Genomic DNA, 17468 nt, shown 5'->3' on the forward strand with positions numbered 1-17468 from the left:
GCATGGGCATCAAGGGCTATTTTGCGGCGCTGTGCACGGCGCTGCTGTGTGCGACGGCGCTGCCGGCCAGCGCACAGCTGGCCGGCGTGCCGGCGCTGGCGGCGCGCGTGACCGACCAGGCCGCCATGCTGGACGACAAGCAGAAGGCGTCGCTGGAAGCCGTGCTGGCCGACTACGAAGCGCGCACCGGCAGCCAGATTGCCGTGCTGCTGGTCAAGTCGACCGAACCGGAAGCGATCGAGCAGTACAGCATCCGCGTGACGGATGCCTGGAAGCTGGGCCGCAAGGGCGTCGATGACGGCGTGCTGCTGCTCGTCGCCAAGGACAATCCGTCGTCGCTGCGCCGCTTGCGCATCGAAGCGGGACGGGGCGTGCAAGGCGTGCTGACCGATGCGCAATCGAAACGCATCTTGCAGGACGTGATCGCGCCCCACTTCAAGCAGCAGGATTATTATGGCGGCCTGGTGGCCGGCGTGGGCGCGATCGCCACCTTGCTGAACCAGGAGCAATTCCCTGCACCCGCCAGGCAAGCCGCGCCGGCAACGATGGAAGCGGGCGGCCTGGGCTTCTGGCTGCCGCTGCTGTTCTTCGGTTTCCTGGTGGTGCTGACCATGTTCCGTTCGCGCGGCAATTCGAATCGCTTGCAGCGCGGCAGCAACTGGAGCAGCGGCGCCACTGGCGTGGTGCTCGGCAGCATCCTCAGCCAGGCCATGAACAACCGTGGCGGTGGCGGCGGTTTTGGTGGCGGCGGTGGTTTCGGTGGTGGCGGCGGCTTTGGCGGCGGCGGTGGCGGCAGCTTTGACGGCGGCGGCGCCTCGGGAGACTGGTAATGACTCAACATCTGACATTCGGACAGCGCTGCGGGCGCGCCCTGAAACATTGGCGCACCAGCCCGGCCACGGCCAGAGCGGCCTTCCCGGAAACAACCCTGAAAGCGATCGAAACGGCGATTGCCGACGGTGAAAAAATTCATCGCGCCGAAGTGCGCCTGATCGTCGAAGCGGCGCTGACACCGGGCATGGCGTACCGGGGCGTGACCAACCGCGAACGGGCGCGTGAACTGTTTGCCCACTATGGCGTGTGGGATACGGAAGACAATTGCGGCGTGCTGATCTATATCAACCTGGCCGCGCACCAGGTCGACATCGTGGCCGACCGCCATGTGGGACGCCGCATCACGCCCGAGCAGTGGCAAGCCATATGCCGCACCATGACGGCCGGTTTTGCGAGTGGCAACTACCATGACAGCAGCTTGCAGGCGCTGGGCGAACTGAACAGCTTGCTGCAGCACCACTTCCCGGCCTCGGGCGAGCGCAGCAATCAATTACCGAATGAAGCCATTCTTCTCTGACAGAGCATTTATGAAACTGAGCAATAAAACCGCCATTGTCACGGGCGCCACGCAAGGCATCGGCCTGGCCTGCGCCAGCCGCCTGATCGCCGAAGGCGCGCAAGTGATGCTGGTCGACATCAAGGAAGCCGGCGCAGAAGCGGCCGCCGCACTGGGACCGCAGGCGCACTTCTTCTGTGCCGACGTCAGCCAGAAAGCCGATGTCGACGCCATGATGACGGCCACCCTGGCCCGTTACGGCCAGGTCGACATCCTGATCAACAACGCCGGCGTGACGCACGCCGCCGATTTCCTCGACGTGACCGAAGACGATTTCGACCGCGTGCTGCGCATCAACCTGAAATCGATGTTCCTGTGCGGCCAGGCCGTGGCGCGCGAGATGGTCAAGCGCCGCAGCGGCGTGATCATCAATATGTCGAGCGTGAACGCGGAACTGGCGATCCCGAACCAGGTACCTTACGTGGTGTCGAAAGGCGCGATCAACCAGTTGACCAAGGTGATGGCGCTGAACCTGGCGCCGCACGGCGTGCGCGTGAACGGCATCGGCCCGGGCACCATCCTGACGGAACTGGCGAAACAGGCGGTACTGTCGAGCCCGCAGGCACGCCATACCATCCTGTCGCGCACCCCTTTGGGACGCTGCGGCGAACCGGAGGAAGTGGCCGGCATCGCCGCCTTCCTGGCCAGCGACGACGCCAGCTACATGACCGGCCAGACCATCTATGCCGATGGCGGACGCATGGCGCTCAACTACACGGTGGCGGTGCAGGAATAAGTGGCGCGGACAGTTATATCAAAAAGCGATAATCGATATCTGAAAATACCATTAGACACATATCGTGCAGCGCAGCATAATGCACCTGTCTCCACTATTCTCCTCCAAGAAAATAGTTTTAAGCCCGCTTTCACCAGCGGGCTTTTTTTTGTCCTGCATTCCGCCAACTTTCTCCAGAAAGTCCGCAACTGTCATCAAGCGGTCATCTTCACCACCTATACTTGCTTCATCTGCAGTACACGCAACCGATATGCGCGACGGCGGACAGGTGTGCCTTTACCGGTGCACCACTCCCCTTTCAGCATCGTGGCGCCAGCTGGCGACATGGTCACCGTTTCTCAACTCTTGACCCATTTGGGTTTTTGCCCGCTCTTCGGAGCGGGCTTTTTTTTGCCTCGCTTGCGCAGCAACATGGCGAGCGCGCCGGCCACATGCTATTGTTGCCACCTTTTCGCTATGCCACTCCCCATGCAAGCCACCCTGACCCAGCTTTGTTTCGCCGAGCGCCATGAGCGCCTGCGCTTTCGCAGCGCACTGTTTCTGTATGCGCTGGTGATCATCATCGGCGACATTCCCGGCGCGCGCGCCGATGTGGGCCAGTACGCCTCGGGCGTGGTGCTGCATTCGTTCGGCTACGGCGTGCTGGCAATGCTGCTGTTCAGCGGCATTGCCGGCGGCATGGCCCGCCGCGCCGCGCTGTCGGTACTGCTGGTGGCGGCGATGGGCGCGCTGGACGAATTCATCCAGAGCTTCTTGCCCTACCGCCGCGGCGCCGTCTCGGACTGGCTGGTCGACATCACGGCCGCCAGCGTGGTGGCCGCCGCACTGTACTTTGTCTGGCCGCGCATGGTCGCGGCCTGCTTGAAAAAACCGGTGCGCTAAGAGCAATGCCGTTCAGTTAGCTCGCCTACGCTGTCAGGAAACTCGCAAAACGGATTGAGGCCTCGGTCTCCAGCACAGGCCCACCGGGCCAAGCGGGACTCGCGTCTCCGGCCCGCCGTTTGTACGTTTTCAGGCCTTACGCATTTAATGCATCAGACAGCTTAACTGAACGGCATTAGTGCGCTAAGAGCCTATCCCAGTAGATGAATACGCCCCCTGCTGGCGCCCCTCAAAAACGGGAACTGCGTTGATCGTCGTTGCATGGCTCGCCATGCCGCCTCCTCACGCCTTGTCCGCGCTCCTGATGAGCTGCAAGCAGAAGACGCTCACTACTGGGATAGGCTCTAAGCAGCACGGCGCGGCGGCTCCGTTGCCGCCCAAGCTATGGACGTCTTGATGTATCTCAACGCAAAATACATTGCGGCGAACGTCTTGCCATCGCGGCGCTCTTACATGCAGTAGTGACGGCCAGCTCCGGCATGTGTCCCCCATGCGGACTCCACCATCCCTCTACCCTCCACTCGATTGTCATTTCCAAGGAGAATACAGATGAGAGCAAAAACCTCTTCCGCGCTGGCAGGCCTGTTATGCCTGCTGTTGGGCGCTTGCAGTTCGACGGGCAGCGACAGCACGGCCATGAATCGCAGCGGCGAGAACTACAGCAGCACCGCCGGCTCTGACCAAAGCATGACCGGCAGCGGCGCCAGTGGCACCACCGGAACCGGCAGCACCAGTGGCAGCGGCAGCATCAGTTCCGCCGGCAGCAGCGACATGGGTAGCACCGGTACCAGCGGCAGCGACGGCCGCACCGCCACTGCCAACAATGCCAGCAGCATGGATGGCAGCCAATCGGGCGTTACCATTGCTTCGGCCACCGTGATGTCGATCGAACCGGTGGCGCGCGGCATGGACCTGGGCAGCGGCGAAACGCAGGCGGGCAGCTCGGGGACGGCGGGCAGCACTGCCGGCGCAGCAGCAGGCGGCACGGGCAACATGATGTACCGGGTCACGCTGCGCCTCGATGACGGCAGCACGCGCGCCATCATGCAAAACTCCCAGCCCGGCTACCAGGTCGGCGACAGGGTCAAGATGGTCAACGGCCTGCTGCAAAAAAACTGACACGCAGCACCTTCATCATGACAGGCAGCGCGATGGCTGCCTGTCACTCCCACTGTCACTCCCTCTGTCACTCCCTCCTTCCCCCTCAGATCACCGTTCCCGACTTGCGCTCGCTACCTGACAGTTGCGCAATCGCATAGGCTGCCTTTTTGCCGGCCAGGAAAGCGTGGTCGGAATTGTAGTATTCCCATTCACTGTAGCGCCCCGCCAGCACAATGTCCTGCCTGGCCAGCCAGGCTTTCACCAGCGCCACATTCTGCGCGCGCGCGTGGTCGTACACCACATAGGCATAGGGCATGTCGACCTGGTTGGCGGCCAGCAGGCGGTCATCTTCGCGCAACAGTCCGACAGCAATGCAGTCGGCCACGCAACGGTCGATCAGCGCCTGCCCGTCGAGCGGCAGCGGTTTCCATGGCGAATAGCTGATTTCACAGGTCAGGCCAAAGCCGCCCGGTGGATTGCAATGGGGGCTGGCGTTACCTTGCAAAAAGATGCGGTGGAAAATCGTCTGCTCGGGATAGTAGATCCAGTGTTTCTCGCTGATCTGCTCGCGCGCCACGCCCAGGTTGACGCAGCGTACCGAGATATGGCGCAGCGCGCGCGCCGCCGCCTGCACCTGCGGCGGCGCCTGGTCGCCGATCAGGCGCACCAGTTCCGGCAGCGGCATGGTGCTGAGCAGATGCTCGTAGCGGAAGCGGCGGCCATCACCGAGGGCGATGATATGCTGCTGCGGCAGGACCTGCACCACATTGGCGCCCAGCTCCAGCTTGCCCTTCAGGTGCGGCAAAAAGCCCGACATCAGCGCCTGGAAACCGCCCTTCAAGGGGTAGCCGAAGCGCGCATTCGGCCCCATCGGCTTGGCGACCGGTTCCAGCGCCCCTTCGATAATCTCTTCCAGGTTCGGCAGCGGCACCCGCCCACCCAGCCACGAGGTTTCCATCTCGCTCAAGGGTACGGTCCATAGTTTCTTGTTGTAGGGAATCGCAAAATGGCGGGCAATGCCACTGCCCCAGACCTGATGGATGAACTGCTCGAAATTGGGCGGCGCGGGCGGCGCGCTGGCGATGGCGGCGGCACCGTCGGCATGCGCCAGGTCGACTCCGCCATCGGCGCAGCAATCTTCGACCACCGGGACCGGGTCAGCCTCGGCAGCGTTGGCGGCGACCGGTTTGCCATGGCGCGCCTCGATGGCGCCGACGATGCACTCCTTGATGACGGCCGGCGGCAAGCCATACAGCGCACCCTGGAATGGATAGCGCGTATGGACCTGCTTGCTGTACACCCAGGCCTCGCGGTTCTGCCAGTGCAGGTTGGCGCCAAGCAAGGTGCGGTACATGTCCAGCACATAGGGATCGTTGGAAAACATGATATGGCCGGCATGGTCGAACGTGAAACCGCGGTCTTCGATGGAGCGGCACCAGCCGCCCACGGTGGCGTTTTTATCGAGCAGCAAGGTGTCCGCGCCCAGGTGATAGGCGGCGGAGAGGCCGGTCGGACCGGCGCCGATAATGGCGCACGACACGGCCTGCGGCAGGCCAGGGCCGCGCAGCGGATTGATGCTGGCCCCGGGCGCATCGCCGGGCAGCGCCGCCGCGCCGGTCCCCGCGCCGGCGCCCGCCTCTGGCGGCACCTGGCGCACACCCTGGCCCGGGGGCGTGTTTTCCAGCAATTGATGCATCTGCAGCACGGTCGCGTCCCAGGAGGTGGCGGCGACCACCGCGCGCATGCTGGCTGCCATCGCCGCGCGCTGCGGCGGCGTCATCGCCAGTGCCTGCTCGCAAGCTGCGACAAAGGCCTCGGGCGTATCGGCAAGGGCCACGATGTCGCCATAGGGCACGGCAACGTCGGTGATCGACGTGCTGACAATGGGCAGTTCGGCCGCCATATATTCGAGCACCTTGGTCGGGCTGATATAGCGGGTCGCTTCGTTGTGCGCGAAGGGCAGCAGGCAGACGTCCCAGCCGGCCAGGAAATGCGGCAGCGCCTGGTAAGGCTGCTGGCCCAGGTAGTGGATGTTCTGCCGCTGCGGCAGGCTGGCCGGATCGATCTTGACGATCGGCCCCACCAGCACGATTTGCCAGTGCGCATGGGCGTCGGCCAGCGCCGCCACCAGCGCGGCGTCGAAGCGCTCGTCGATCACACCGTAGTAACCGAGGCGGGGCCGGCCGATCTCGGCTTGCGCCGGATGGCCGTTGTGGCGGTCCAGCGCCTGTTCGAAGTGCACCGTGTCGACGCTGCTGGCAAAGCAGTGCGCGTTGGGATGGCGGTGGCGCTTGGCCTCGAACAGGCTGGGGCCGCCCGCAAAGACCAGGTCGGCACGTGCCAGCAAGGCCGTCTCGCGCTGCAGCAATTGCTTGGGCGCCTGCTTGAAAGCGGCCAGTTCATCCATGCAGTCGTAGACTACCAGGCCGGCGTGCAGCGCCGGCAGCAGCGGCAAGGCCATCGGCGTATAAAACCAGACGATGGGATCGTCGGCCGGCGTGATCTGGCTCATCAGCGGCTGCAGGGCGGCCAGCTGGTCATCGTGAAAACCGGGCGCGGGCACCGCCGTGCGCGGCTGGCAGACGGTGAGATTGGGCGCCGGCGTGGACAGTTCCAGCCGGCTGGCGCCGTCTTCCCATACGGGTTCCTCGACAAACACCACGTGGTAGAACTGCGCCAGGCGCGACAACAGCTGCTGCGGCCGCTGATAGACGAAATTCCAGCGCAGATGTGAAAAGACGATAATGGTGCGCATGCCAGTTCCTTTCCGCCCCTCTGGGGCAAACATTGAACAAAGGTGGTCCGTCAGGTATTGCGCCTGGTGCAGCGCGGTCGCATACGGCTGGGACAGCAGGCGCGGCAGTGGCGGTGCCCCGGGCGCCTCTTGCGCCAGCGTGTCGACCTCCCACAGGCCGCTGCGATGCCAGTGCGAGGCATCCTCCCAGTCAGGCCGGTCGATGACGGGGTAGATGCAGACGCCGTGCAGGTCCGCGCCATGCTGCATGGCGAGCAGGGCCTCGGCGGCGGTGTCGCGTATCCAGGCGCCGCGGCCGCTGCCCACATGGCTGGTTTCGGCGATCAGCATGGGCCGCTGGTAACGCCGTCCCACTTCCAGCAACAGCTGGTGCAGCGGCATGCGGCGCGGCTCGCCCAGGTGCCACCACAGGCGCAGGTTGCTGCCGCATTCCCACTGGTTGCTGTGGTAATAGTTCAGGCCGATCAGGTCCAGGTAGCGCGGCGCGCCGCCAAGCGCCGGCTCGCAGCGCCCGCACAACATGTCCCAGGCTTCGAACTGCGATTCACGCCAGGCGGCGGCCTGCGCGATCCAGTCGGCGCGCCCGGCCGGGGCAGTCACATGGATCAATGGATCGCATTGCAGGATGCGCGCGCGGGGATCGACGCTCCAGATCGCTTCGCAGCCGGCGATGGTGGCGCGCACCAGTTGCCGCTTGCCCTCCTGGCCGGCGTCAGGCCGGTCCATGTTCAGGCAGCGAAACATATGCACCGACAAGCCCCAGCTGGTAAACGAGATTTCATTAATCGGTGAAAACACCGGCGTGCCCACCGCATAGGGCGCCAGGAAACGTGTTGCCGCTGCGCAAAACTGCGCAAAACGCGGCACGAATTGCGGCGAGAACAGGTCGAGCTCCCCGGGCCAGCCGTAGTGGCAAAAGGTCCAGTTGATCTGCAGACCCAGTTCCTGCGCCACGGCGGCTCTTTCCTGTATCAGTGAAAAATCATGCTGGCCACCACGTTCGGCCAGGCGCCAGCCTATGCTCTCGCGCACGCTGCGGATGCCGAACTGGCGCAGCAGCAGATAGTCCGCGCGCACCCGGTCCAGGTGGCCGGTGGCGCGATTCATGTCCAGCGCCTGGCCGGCGTGCGTGACATGGTCGGCGCCCTCGTAGCCTGCTTGCCAGTACGTCTGGAAAAGCGCAGCCGCGCCATCGCTGCTTGTCATGCTTGCCTCTGAGTTGTGAGTGGAATTACAGGACGCCCCTGCCCTGCCGTCAAGCCAGACCGGTCAGGTCATCAGGGACGGATATTGCGGGTGGCCGCGCTGAGCAATTCCAGCGCGGCCTTCGGCGTTCGGTCCGCCGTCAGCAAGCCGTTCGCCTCCTGGAAGGTATCGGCAAACTGGGTGTAGCAAAAACCGCTGAACATCTGCGCCGTGTTGACCACCGTCATCAGGCGCCGGTACAGGTCGAGAAACGCCGCTTCGTTGCCGGCCCGCGCATAGCCCCAGGTCGCATCTTCGTCCTGTTGTTCCTTGTCAAAGGCAATGCCGCCAAACTCGGTCAATACAATGGGCTGGCCCCGGTGCGGGAAACCGTCCAGCGTCAGGATGCGCCCGCCCGGACGGCGCTGGTCGAACAGGGCCGTGCGGGCCGCATCGGAAATCGCATAGCGCGCCTGCAGCCGTTCCGGATCGCAATCGTAGTCGTGGATACCGAGGATGTCGGTGGCCGACGCTTCCCAGCCGTCATTGCCGATCACGGGCCGCGTCGGGTCCAGGGTGCGCGTCAGGTGGTACAAGGCTTCAACGGCGTTGCGGTGGGCCTGGATCGCCGTCAGGTTCGGCACGCCCCACGATTCGTTGAACGGCACCCACACCAGGATGCACGGATGGCTGTAGTCGCGCTCGATGGCGTCGGTCCATTCGCTGACCATGCGCGTGATGGCCTTGGTTGAAAAACGGTAAGTGGACGGCATTTCTTCCCACACCAGCAGGCCCAGCCGGTCAGCCCAGTACAGGTAGCGCGGGTCTTCGATCTTCTGGTGCTTGCGCACGCCGTTGAAGCCGAGCGCCTTGGCCAGCTCGACGTCGCGCCGCAAGGCGTCGTCCGATGGCGCCGTCAGCAGGGTGTCGGGCCAATAGCCCTGGTCGAGCACCAGGCGCAGCGGATACGGGCGGCCGTTGAGCATGAAGCGGTCGCGGTTGATCGCCACCGAGCGCAGCGCCGTGTACGACTTGATACTGTCGAGCACGGTGTCGCCATGGCGCAGGGTCACTTCGGCGTCAAGCAGGATGGGCCGCTCCGGGCTCCACAGCAATTCATTGCGCGAGTCATCGATGCCGGGGTCGGACAAGGCGATCTTGCGATTGGCCTCGTGTTCGATCAGCTTGTAGTGATCGTCGGCCAGCAGGTTGCGGCCATGCCAGATGCGCACCCCCACCGTCAGGTCGCTGCAGATATCGCCGGCGGCAAAGATCTCGCAGCCGATCTCGTAGCCTTCGAACACCGGTGTCCAGCGCAGCTTGCGGATATAGGTCGACGCCACGCGCTCGATCCACACGCTTTGCCAGATGCCGGTGGTGCGCGGGTACCAGATCGAATGCGGCTCCAGCTGCCAGTCCTGCTTGCCGCGTGGCTTGGCCAGGTCGTGCGGATCGTCCTCGACCAGCAAGGTCAGCACCTGCGGCGCGTCGTCGAGCAGTACGTCGCTGATATTGGCGACGAACGGCGTATGGCCGCCTTCGTGCCGGGCCACCACATGGCCGTTCAGCCAGACCGTGGCCTGGTAGTCGACGGCGCCGAAATGCAGCAGCACGCACGGGCCGCCCGGCTGCAAAAGGAACTCGCGCTGGTACCAGCAGGCGCTGTGAAAGCCGCGGTCGCCGACGCCGCTGGCCTGCGACTCGGGCGGAAACGGCACGATGATGTCGTGCGTCCAGGCGATCTCGTCACTGGGCAGGCGGTAGCGCCGCTCATTGTCGAAGGCGAAGCGCCAGGGACCGTTCAGCGACTGCCACTGCTTGCGCACCAGTTGCGGCCGCGGATACGCAAAATCCCAGGCGGCGGCGCCACTGGTGGCTGCGCCGCCTGGCGGCGTGGTGTCGGGGTCATGGCGAGGTTGATTGAGCATGGCTGTTGGAGGCGGCGACGAGGATCTTGGTTCCCCGGCAACACTGCCCGCACGACCAGCCTTGAGCCATCTCAACCCATGCCAATTCGGCAGGAACTGGCACGGTTGCGTTTACTCCAACTCAAGGCTTAGCGGACGGCGCCGTCCACGCACCGAAATCGACGGCCAGGCCGGGTCGAAGGTCAGGTTGCGCAGGCGCTGTCCGCTCAGCATGAAGGTGTCTTCGACCATGCCGCCAGGCAAGCTGGGATGCAAGGCCAGCGCCATGCCGTCCTTGAGCAGCAATTCCGTGCTGCCGCCTGCCGCCACCTCGGGCGCCTGGTAGCCGGTAATGCCGCCCTGGCGATGCTGCAGCACCGCGTCCGGCTGGCCGGCGTAGGCATAGGCGCTGTCGAGCGCGTGATACACCATGCTCAGCGCATGGCCCACTTCGCAGGCATCGAGCGCTACCGCTTCGAGCGCGAGGATGGCGGCATCGGCCTCGTCCACGCCAGCCTGGGCCGGGCGGAAGCGGCGCCGCCGGCACAGCGAAGCGCACAGGCCGAAACGCCGCGCGCACAGCGCCAGCAGCACGCTGTCACCGAGCGGCGTGCACGATGGCGGCGCGCGCCGGTAGTGCCGCTGGCGCTGCGCCCCGACGACCATTACATGCATGGCCTGCAGGCCGCGCGCCCATAAGGCGCGTGCGCAGGCGCCGGCCAGTTCCTGCTCGGTCCATTCGGGGCGGGCCGCGCGCAGCGCCTCGCTGGCGGCGCTGGCGGCCTGGCGGCCCACCGCGCGGTAGCGCAACTGTTCCGGTGGCAGCAAGGCCAGCCGCTCGTCGCGCAAGATTACGGGCAAGCTGCGTTCGAACACGCCGGGCCGGTCGCACAGCACCGGCAGGCCGCCGGCCGCGTGCTGCACGAAATGCTCGCGCAACTCGGCCAGCCTGGGCTGCATCCACGGCGTCACCTGCCAGGTCCAGGGACCGCGCACCTCGTCGTGGCGCAGGCGCCGCGCTTCGGCTTCGTCGGTCAGAATATAGGCGGCGTCGCGGGTGACCAGCACTTCGGCATGGCCGCACTCGGCGGACAGGCAACTGCCGCCCGAAGCGCCGGCCGTGGCCCAGGCAAACCAGTCCAGGCCACGCAATCGCAGCGCGCCGGCGCGCTCCTGTTCCAGCCAGCGGCGCATCAGCGCCAGTTTGTGGGCGATTTCCTGTTCGACTGTCCAGTTCATGCGCGCTCCCATCCCAAAGTCGACACGGTGCTATAGAAAATCTTAAGACTGACCGCTCAAAAAAAAGTTCAGCGACAAAAACAGGTTTACTCCAAGCAGCGCAAGTTTTAACGATTGTTCCTGATGGCTACAACCCTGCTGGTGTCAGGGGATAGACAAATTGTCCATTGTGTTTTCCAAAGCCGGCCCGATATCGTTTGCATGATTCCATTTTCCATACTCGACCTGGCGCCGATTGCCGAGGGCAGCAGCGCCACTCATTCCTTCCAGAACACCCTGGATCTCGCCCAGCATGGCGAGCGCTGGGGTTACAACCGCTACTGGCTGGCGGAACACCACGGCATGCCCGGCATCGCCAGCGCCGCCACGGCGGTCGTGATCGCCCATGTGGCGGCGGGGACGAAAACCATTCGCGTCGGCGCTGGCGGCGTGATGCTGCCGAATCACTCGCCGCTGGTGATCGCGGAGCAGTTCGGCACCCTCGAAGCGCTGCATCCGGGCCGCATCGACCTGGGCCTGGGCCGCGCGCCCGGCTCCGACCAGACCACGGCGCGCGCCTTGCGGCGCGACCTGCAGTCCGACGCCGAGCAGTTCCCGCAGGATGTGCTGGAACTGATCGACTATATGTCGGACGAACCGCGCCAGCGCGTGCTGGCCGTGCCCGGCAAGGGCGCCAAAGTGCCGGTCTGGATCCTCGGTTCCAGCCTGTTCGGCGCGCAGCTGGCGGCCCACCTGGGCTTGCCGTACGCCTTCGCCTCGCATTTCGCGCCACAAATGATGATGCAGGCCGTCGCCTATTACCGCGAACATTTCAAGCCATCCAAGCAACTGGCCAAGCCGTATGTGATGCTCGGCTACAACGTGTTCGCCGCCGATACCGACGCCGAAGCCCATCTGCGCGCCACCTCGATGCAGCAGGCTTTCGTGAACCTGCGCACCGGCCGTCCGTCGCGTCTGCAGCCGCCCGTGCCCGGCTACCTGGAACAGCTGGGGCCGCAGGAACGCGCCATGCTCGACTCGGTCTTGTCGTGCACCGCCATCGGCTCGCCTGAAACGGTGAAAGCAAGAATGGCCGCCTTCATTGCCGAGACCGGCGCCGACGAGCTGATGATCACCTCGCAGATCTTCGAGCACCAGCACCGGTTGCGCTCGTATGAAATCACGGCCCAGGTACACGCGGAGCTGGCCGCCCAGTCGTAACCTTCTCTCCTGGTATATCTCCCAACGTATACCCTTTTCCCGGCCGTCCGCATGGACCGCCGGGATTTTTTTGCTCCCGGCAGCAGGAAAAGTGCATCGCCAGTATCATGCATGGCCTTGAGCAAGATTCGAAAGCCGCAGCGCATGTCCTCCTCCTCTTCCAGCATCAACGCCAGCGCCCTGCTGACGTCCACCCGCATCATGCTGTTCGCCCTGTCGGCCGGCGTGCTGGTGGCCAGCCTGTATTACGTCCAGCCCCTGACTTCGATGCTGGCCGCCTCGTTTGGCGTCGGTGTCACGCAAGCGGGCTACCTGGTCACCGCCACCCAGATCGGCTATGTGCTGGGCATCGTGTTCCTGGTGCCCTTGAGTGATGTATTGAACCGGCGCAAGCTCTTGAGCTGGATGCTGGTCGCCAAGATCGCGGCCCTGCTGCTGGCCGCCACCAGCCAGAATATCGTCGTGTTTGCGATTGCCAGCGTGCTGATGGGCATTACCGCCAGCGCGCTGATGGTGGTCACCGCCATGGTGGCCTCGTACGCGCCGGACCATAGCCGGGGCCGCATGGTGGGCACCGTGATGACGGGCTTGCTACTGGGGATCTTGCTGGCGCGCACGGTGTCCGGCACCGTGGCGCAGATCAGCGGCGGCTGGCGCACCGTGTATGTGCTGGCGGCCGTGGTAGTGGCCTTGCTGCTGGTGATGCTGCGCCGCATCCTGCCAAACGAAGCGCCGCGCGGCACCTTGCAGTACGGCAAGCTGATGGCCTCGCTGTTCGAGATCATCCGCCGGGAACCCTTGCTGCGCCAGCGTGCCTTGTTTTCAGGCCTGGGCCTGGGCACCTTCAGCGTGTTCTGGACCGGCCTGACTTTTTTACTGAGCGGCGCCCCATATCATTATTCGGAAATGCAGATCGGCCTGTTCGGCCTGGCCGGCGCCACCGGCGCGCTGGCCGCCAATACGGCCGGCCGCATGGCCGACCGCGGCTATGCCCGGCAGGCGACCTGGCTGCTGGCAATCGCCTCGATCGCCGGCTGGGCCCTGATCGGCTTCGGCGCGCAATCGCTGACCCTGCTGTTAATCGGCATTGTGCTGCTGGACATGGGCGTGATGGGCCTGCAAGTGACGCACCAGTCCATCATCTACAAGCTGGCGCCGCAGGCGCGCGCCAGGGTCACCACCGTGTTTATCGCGGCCGGCTTTATCGGCGCCTCGGCAGGCTCGGCGCTGGCCAGCGCCAGCTTTGCGGCCGGCGGCTGGCTGGCGCTGTGCGCGGTAGGCAGCGCCATGCCGCTGCTGATGCTGCTGGTGTGGAGCAAGTACCGGTATCAACAACGGCGTTTGGCGCACGCCGCCTGAGTTATTTTGCAGCCTGCTCGCGCACCTTGCCAAACGCATCGCCGGCTTTCCATGCCGGCATTTTCGGTGCGTTGGCCACCGCCTGCCCCAGGTTCAGGGTGAACTGCGCCTGCTGCGTCATGCCGGACAAATCCCAGCTGGCGTCGTACTCGTCTGTCACCTGATGGTAGCGCGGGCCGTAGGCGGCGGCCCTGGCTTTCGACGCTTCGGGATCTTTCACATAGTCGCGTCCGCCATTGATGGAAAACGCCGGCACGCCAGCCTTGGCAAAGCTGAAGTGGTCGCTGCGGAAGTACCCACCGGCAAGGTCAGGCCGGGCCGCGGCGATCTGCAAGCCCATGGCTTTGGCCACGCTGGCGGCCATCGCGCCCAGTTCCGTGCGCTCGCTGCCCTGGGCGCCCATGTCGCGCGTGGCGCCGACGAAATTGAGGCTGTCGAGGTTCAGCGCGGCGGCCGTCTTGTTCAAGGGCCACAGCGGATCGGCTGCATAGGCGGCGCTGCCCAGCAGCCCCTGCTCTTCGGCCGCCACCCACAGGAAAATCTGCGTGCGCCTGGCCGGCTTTTTCACCGCTTCCTGCGCCATCGCCAGCAGGCCCGCCGTGCCCGAGGCATTGTCGACCGCGCCGTTGTAGATGGTGTCGCCGCTATCACCTTGCTTGCCCAGGTGATCCCAGTGGCCGCTGTAGATCACCGCTTCGTTCTTCAGTTCGGCGTCCGTGCCCGGCACCATGCCGGCGATATTGAATTGCTCGACCTTGCGCACGCTGGACTTCATCTGGCCCGTCAACCTGGCATTGAGGGCGACGGCCTGGAAATCCTTGCTTTCGGCTTTGGCGCGCAGTGCGTCCAAGTCCTGGCCACCGGCTGCAAACAGGCGGCGCGCGGCGTCTTCCGCGATCCAGCCTTGCAGCGGCGTGCCGCTTGTCGCGCCGGCCAGCTGAAACCGTTCGCTGCCGCTCCAGCTGCTTTGCACCACGCTCCAGTCATACGACGCCGACGGTTTCGTGTGGATCAGCAGCACGCCGGCCGCGCCCTGGCGTCTGGCTTCCTCGAACTTGTAGGTCCAGCGGCCATAATAAGTCAGCGCCTTGCCGCCGAAGCGGTTCGGTGCGGCTTCGGTCGGCTGCGGGTCGTTGACCATCACGACGATGATCTTGCCTTTGACATCGATACCTTTGAAATCGTTCCAGCCCTCTTCCGGCGCCGTCACGCCGTAGCCGGCAAACACCAGCGGCGCATCGAACGTGTGCGCCGCCGCCGAATCGCCGGTAGCCCACACCCAGTCGGGGCCGAACGCCAGCGGCACGGCCTGGCCGCCGCCGCCCGTGGCCTTGAGCGAGCTGTCCTGCGGCCGCGACTTGACGCCGGCGATCCGCACGCTCTGGCGAAAACTGTTGCCGCGCAGCGGCTGCAAGCCGATCAGCCGTGCCTGGCTTTCCAGGTAAGCCACCGTCAGGTCGGCGCCGCGCTGGCCGGTGCCACGGCCTTCGAGCAAGTCATCGGACAGGAAGGCCAGGTGGGCGCGCAGGGGCGCTTCCTGTACCGTGGGCAGGTTGTTGGCGGCGTGCACGGGAAACGCCAGCGCCAGGCTGGCGGCGAAGCTGGTGGCGGCCAGCGATAAAAACAGTGTTTGCATGAAATCCTTTAGATAAGAGGACGAAAAAAAACCGGGCGGCGGATAGCCGCGCCGGCGATTGCATTACTACCAGGTAAAGACTACACCAGCAAAGCGGCCGCCAGCGATTCGATCTCCTCGGCCGATTCTTCGAGGATGGTATGCAGGGTGGAGCCGCCGATGCCGAAGTCGATCAGGGCCGCCGCGCGGCGCCGCTCGGCCACTTCGGGCGGATGCAGCGGCGAGGCGACGGGCGCCAGGTCGTTGGCCAGCACCAGGGTCGCGCCGAGGGTGCGCGGCGGGAACGGGGCGCCGCCATGCCACAGGCCTTCGACCGCCTGCAGTACCTGATCCGGCACTTCGAGCTGGCGCAGCACGCCGCGGCCGATCAGCTTTTCGCCGTATTCGAGCCAGTCTTCGGTATTGCTGTCGAGCAGGCCCGGATACTCCTCGGCGCGCGACAGCAGATAAAAGCCGCCCACTTCATGCACGATGGCGGCAAACATGGCCGTTTCCGCATCGACATGCGTGACCTTCTTGGCGATCACCTGGCTCAGCGCAGCCACATGGGCCGTGTGCTCCCACAATTTCGCCGCCTTGGCACGCAGTTGCGGATCGGTAATCTGGCTGCCCAGCTGGCGCACGATGACCGACGCCACGATCGATTTCAGGGTGGCAAACCCCAGCCGCGAGACGGCCGCGCGCACATTGGCGATTTCATTGCCGGAACGGTTGTAGGCGGACGAATTGGCCAGCGCCACCACGCGCGCCGACAGCAGCGGCTCGGCCATCACCATATGGGCGGCCGTTTCAATATGGGAATCGGGGTCGTCGAGCGCCTGCTGCAGTTTCAGCGTCGCGTTGACGTTGGCGGGAAAAGTCAGCTCGCCCTTGGCGGCCTGCTGCGCGATGATCTTGAATACGTCGAGTCTGTCCATGTCTGTCTCCGGTACGGCCCTGCGGGCTGTGCTGCGTGGATCGTACCGGCAATACTACATCAAGTTTGTGTTACTTGCCGGAAACCTTTCCAGCCACGCCCTCGACAAAATAATCCATCTTCGACAAGGCCGCATCGTCCAGCACGCCCTTTTCCAGGCGGACCTTGCCGCTGTTATCCCTGATCGGACCGGTGAAGGCGTTGAGCTTGCCATCGACCATGTCTTTTTCGCGCGCGGCAACGAATTGCTTCACCTCGGCCGGCACGCTGCTGTTCATGCCTTCGAGCTTGACCATGCCGTCCTTGATGCCGCCCCAGGTGCTGCTGGTCTTCCAGGTACCGTCCAGCACCGCTTGCGCCTGCCTGGTGTAATACGCGCCCCAGTGGTGGGTCACGGCCGCCAGCTGCGCCTTCGGGCCGTATTTTTTCATGTCCGAATGGTAGGCGATCGCATACTTGCCCTTCTCTTCGGCGGCCTGCACCACGGCGGTCGAGTCCGTGTGATGGGTGATCACGTCGGCGCCCTGGCCGATCAGGGTGATGGCCGCGTCGCGCTCCTTGCCCGGATCGAACCAGCTGTTGACCCACACCACCTTGACTTCCGCTTTCGGGTCGACGCTGCGCATGCCGCGCGTAAAGGCGTTCACGCCCTGCAATACTTCCGGAATCGGGAAGGCCGCCACATAGCCGGCCACATGGGTCTTGCTCATCTTGGCCGCCAGCACGCCGGCCAGGTAGCGGCCTTCATAGAAACGCGCATTGGTATTGGCCACGTTGACGGCCGTCTTGTAGCCGGTCAGGTGGATGAATTTGACGTTCGGAAACTGCTTGGCCACTTTCAGGGTCGGATTCATATAGCCGAACGAGGTGGTGATCACCAGCTTGCTGCCGGTTTGCGCCAGGTCGCGGATGACTCGTTCCGCATCGGCGCTTTCGGGCACATTTTCCACATACTTGGTGGTGATCTTGCCGCCCAGCGCCTTTTCCATTTCCTTGCGGGCGATATCGTGCTGGGTGGTCCAGCCGGCGTCGCCGATGGGGCTGATATACACGAAGCCGACATTGAGCGGCGCCGTTGCAGCGGCGGGCGCGGCCGCCATGGCGACGACGGGCATCAGGACAGCGCCGCACAGGGCGGCACGCAGCATTTTCTTGGACATGA

Annotated in this window: 13 protein-coding genes; 7 read left to right on the forward strand and 6 right to left on the reverse strand. The window is 64.7% G+C overall.

Annotated elements, in window-relative coordinates; all coding sequences use genetic code 11:
* Positions 1-2: 2 nt before the first annotated feature.
* From ASR47_RS12590 to ASR47_RS12610, 5 genes are all read left to right on the forward strand, one after another.
* A complete protein-coding gene (locus ASR47_RS12590; RefSeq protein ID WP_065308123.1) occupies positions 3-830 on the forward strand; it encodes a TPM domain-containing protein in 828 nt (275 codons plus the stop codon).
* On the forward strand, positions 830-1351 hold the full coding sequence (locus ASR47_RS12595) for a TPM domain-containing protein (RefSeq protein ID WP_065308124.1): 522 nt from the start codon (positions 830-832) through the stop codon (positions 1349-1351). Before ASR47_RS12590 ends, ASR47_RS12595 begins: the two co-directional genes overlap by 1 nt.
* 10 nt (positions 1352-1361) lie before the next feature.
* A complete protein-coding gene (locus ASR47_RS12600) occupies positions 1362-2126 on the forward strand; it encodes an SDR family NAD(P)-dependent oxidoreductase (RefSeq protein ID WP_065308125.1) in 765 nt (254 codons plus the stop codon).
* A 468-nt stretch (positions 2127-2594) separates the two neighbouring features.
* On the forward strand, positions 2595-3008 hold the full coding sequence (locus tag ASR47_RS12605) for a VanZ family protein (protein ID WP_065308126.1): 414 nt from the start codon (positions 2595-2597) through the stop codon (positions 3006-3008).
* A gap of 549 nt (positions 3009-3557) precedes the next feature.
* Positions 3558-4127 (forward strand): hypothetical protein, encoded by a 570-nt coding sequence (locus tag ASR47_RS12610; protein WP_065308127.1) that lies wholly within the window; start codon positions 3558-3560, stop codon positions 4125-4127.
* An 85-nt stretch (positions 4128-4212) separates the two neighbouring features.
* Here ASR47_RS12610 and ASR47_RS12615 read toward each other — a convergent pair whose 3' ends face one another.
* The 3 genes from ASR47_RS12615 to ASR47_RS12625 form a co-directional block, all read right to left on the reverse strand.
* Positions 4213-8070 carry an NAD(P)-binding protein gene (locus tag ASR47_RS12615; RefSeq protein WP_065308128.1) on the reverse strand — a complete coding sequence of 1286 codons (3858 nt, stop codon included), beginning with the start codon at positions 8068-8070 and terminating at the stop codon, positions 4213-4215.
* A gap of 71 nt (positions 8071-8141) precedes the next feature.
* On the reverse strand, positions 8142-9977 hold the full coding sequence (locus tag ASR47_RS12620) for a glycoside hydrolase family 2 protein (RefSeq protein WP_082988891.1): 1836 nt from the start codon (positions 9975-9977) through the stop codon (positions 8142-8144).
* 111 nt (positions 9978-10088) lie between these two features.
* Positions 10089-11195 carry a M24 family metallopeptidase gene (locus tag ASR47_RS12625; RefSeq protein WP_065308129.1) on the reverse strand — a complete coding sequence of 369 codons (1107 nt, stop codon included), beginning with the start codon at positions 11193-11195 and terminating at the stop codon, positions 10089-10091.
* A gap of 201 nt (positions 11196-11396) precedes the next feature.
* Here ASR47_RS12625 and ASR47_RS12630 point away from each other — a divergent pair, with 201 nt between their 5' ends.
* Positions 11397-12395, forward strand: coding sequence for an LLM class flavin-dependent oxidoreductase (locus ASR47_RS12630; protein ID WP_065308130.1), 999 nt, complete (start codon positions 11397-11399; stop codon positions 12393-12395).
* Between the two features lie 144 nt (positions 12396-12539).
* The gene (locus ASR47_RS12635; RefSeq protein WP_065308174.1) at positions 12540-13754 is read left to right on the forward strand and encodes an MFS transporter; all 1215 of its coding nucleotides are present in this window, start codon (positions 12540-12542) and stop codon (positions 13752-13754) included.
* A gap of 1 nt (position 13755) precedes the next feature.
* Here the strand turns inward: ASR47_RS12635 and ASR47_RS12640 are convergent, their stop codons facing one another.
* The 3 genes from ASR47_RS12640 to ASR47_RS12650 form a co-directional block, all read right to left on the reverse strand.
* Positions 13756-15390, reverse strand: a complete 1635-nt coding sequence (locus ASR47_RS12640) for a M28 family peptidase (RefSeq protein ID WP_065308131.1) — start codon at positions 15388-15390, stop codon at positions 13756-13758.
* A gap of 80 nt (positions 15391-15470) precedes the next feature.
* Entirely contained in the window at positions 15471-16307 is an 837-nt protein-coding gene (locus ASR47_RS12645; RefSeq protein WP_065308132.1) for an HDOD domain-containing protein, read from the reverse strand.
* A 70-nt stretch (positions 16308-16377) separates the two neighbouring features.
* On the reverse strand, positions 16378-17466 hold the full coding sequence (locus ASR47_RS12650; RefSeq protein ID WP_171898937.1) for a BMP family ABC transporter substrate-binding protein: 1089 nt from the start codon (positions 17464-17466) through the stop codon (positions 16378-16380).
* Positions 17467-17468 lie beyond the last annotated feature (2 nt).

The sequence above is a fragment of the Janthinobacterium psychrotolerans genome (assembly GCF_001677885.1).
Classification (GTDB): Bacteria; Pseudomonadota; Gammaproteobacteria; order Burkholderiales; family Burkholderiaceae_D; genus Janthinobacterium; species Janthinobacterium psychrotolerans.